Here is a 2,069-nt window from a genome sequence, read left to right as displayed (position 1 = left end):
AATCAGCACTGAACCATCGTCCCAGACGTATTCTGAACTATCTTCGACCATGCGATTACTACCGACGCATGGCTTAACAACCTAGACCACTATCAAGGATTCGTTATCATCGTTGCACTTGACTTGAAAATTGAGGGAACATAACGAGCCGGCCAAGGCCTTTTACGCCGCACGCGGCTTCCACAAAGTCGGCGAGCACGCCTTTGTCGTCGGCAGCGACCCACAGCACGACTGGCTGATGGAAGCGGCGGTGTAGCACCATCCCCCTACCCATCTTGCGGAATTAAATTAAACAGCGCTCCTCACGTTTGCGTACTTCTGCAGACATGGGGAGAGCTTTGTTATTAAATGAATTTAGTTACCGCTTAATGGAACGTGATGGGAATGCTGGTGATCCCGCGAGGGAGGTTCTCGCGCCGTAGTACCTTCTTATTCTCTTGCAACCTACGCGAAGAACCAGTTGCTGGCGTCTGCGTAAACTTTCTCGACTGTCTCAGGCTTGTCGTCGCCTGGCAGATCTGCACTGCTCTTGAGGCCGGTCCGGGCCAGGACGTAGCACAAGCCCTGGTAGCTTTCGCGGTATGAAGCCAACTCCTGCGTGTCGATCTGAATAGGCTGGCCAGGGACGACCGGGACCAACTCGTCGCGTTCGTAAATGCAATCGCCGGACAGAATCTTCCAGACCCCGTTTTGCTTCTCCAGCCGGGTGAAAATGCGTGCGTAGGAGTGCAGATCAACGGCCTGTCCATTCAGCTTGATGCGCGGCGACAACATCATCACTGTCATTTCACCGATGGCCTTGCTGCCATTGACCCAGACGGTAGTGTAATTGATTTTGTGCTTCGACCCGCCGCCGTTGGCCTGCGCCAATTTTTCAAAGTAACCCTTTGCCGGGCCGTCATACCAGGAGACGTGAATCAGGGCGTCATCACTGTAGCAGGCTGCTTCTTGGGCATACAACCCGTTGTCCCGCGTGTAACGCTCGTACTCGAGCAGTTCGCGGATCTCGGCTCGGTCGGCGAGCGCTTGCTTATCGGGTTGGTCCAACGGGGTATCATAGAATTTTTTATCAGTCATCACAAAAACCTCCTAAATGTTGAGTGAATTATACATAATCACAAACGGCGTGCCAGCGATTTGGTGGGTGCGCGGGTGCATGGTGTCACTATCGGTGACCGGTCCGGTCGGCATCTGCGTGATCGGCGTGTCGGTCTGGTCGCCGCCCGCCTTGATGTCGGCGACGCCTTGAAGCAAAGTACTCAGCACGTGCGGCGGAAACGCGTCAACGCGGTGACCACTGTATAGCTGCGCGTCATCCCCCACCACGTGTTGAAGCTTAGCTAAACCCTGAGCCCACACAGTGAGCGAGGCACAGCGCGCATCGTAAAGCTCACTCATGGTCAGGGTGGCCAGGCTGTCGCCGGTAAAACCCAAGTGGCGGTCAGCATCGACGAACACCATGCTGCCAGCAGAGTGGCCTGGCAGAGCTAATGCGGTCAACGTGGTGCCGCCAAGGTCGAAGGTGTCGCCCCCTTTGACTGGCTGGTAATCAAGACTGGCGGCTTGCGGTTCTTCGGCCTTCATATGATTGACTAACGCTTCATTATGCCCACTGGCCACATCGATGGCATGGAGGCGGAAACGGGGATCAAAACTAGCTTTCATCACCTTGTCGTCGGCGGGATTCATGTACACCTGATCGAATAGCTCTGCCCCGCCGGTATGGTCGGGGTCACCGTGCGTCAACAGGCAGATGACCGGAAGTTGGGTAATTTTACGAATTTCCGTCAGCAGATCGCGGTCAATGCCGAACCCGGCATCGATCATTGCGGCGCGTTTGTTGCCAACCACCAGCTGCTGGGAGAACTTGATGGGGCGATCTGTGATGTTTTCGCTGATATTGTAGACGCCAGGGTCAACTTGCGTCACAGTATATACCTGGATTATTCATAGAATTTCAAAAAAGCAGCGTAATCCCACGATTCACACGGGACTGCGCTGCTTTGGTGTTTCACCCATTGGGTGCGCCTATATGCTAAGGTTGAGTCGACAAAAACCATCACGAAAGC

3 protein-coding genes are annotated in these 2,069 nt (G+C 54.5%); 1 reads left to right on the top strand and 2 read right to left on the bottom strand.

Annotated features, from left to right (window positions below; all coding sequences use genetic code 11):
• Positions 1 to 130: 130 nt before the first annotated feature.
• The gene (locus JUE30_RS11330) at positions 131 to 256 is read left to right on the top strand and encodes a hypothetical protein (protein WP_255533334.1); all 126 of its coding nucleotides are present in this window, start codon (positions 131 to 133) and stop codon (positions 254 to 256) included.
• A gap of 188 nt (positions 257 to 444) precedes the next feature.
• On the opposite strand, the gene JUE30_RS11195 is transcribed toward JUE30_RS11330, so the two are convergent.
• Complete coding sequence (locus tag JUE30_RS11195) at positions 445 to 1,077, bottom strand: nuclear transport factor 2 family protein (protein WP_203624889.1); 633 nt, start codon at positions 1,075 to 1,077, stop codon at positions 445 to 447.
• 12 nt (positions 1,078 to 1,089) lie between these two features.
• Complete coding sequence (locus tag JUE30_RS11190; protein ID WP_203624888.1) at positions 1,090 to 1,929, bottom strand: MBL fold metallo-hydrolase; 840 nt, start codon at positions 1,927 to 1,929, stop codon at positions 1,090 to 1,092.
• Positions 1,930 to 2,069 lie beyond the last annotated feature (140 nt).

Source organism: Lacticaseibacillus sp. 866-1 (assembly GCF_016861825.1).
GTDB lineage: Bacteria > Bacillota > Bacilli > Lactobacillales > Lactobacillaceae > Lacticaseibacillus.
Note: the sequence above shows the minus strand (reverse complement) of the source record. Positions and strands in the feature narration are given on the sequence as shown.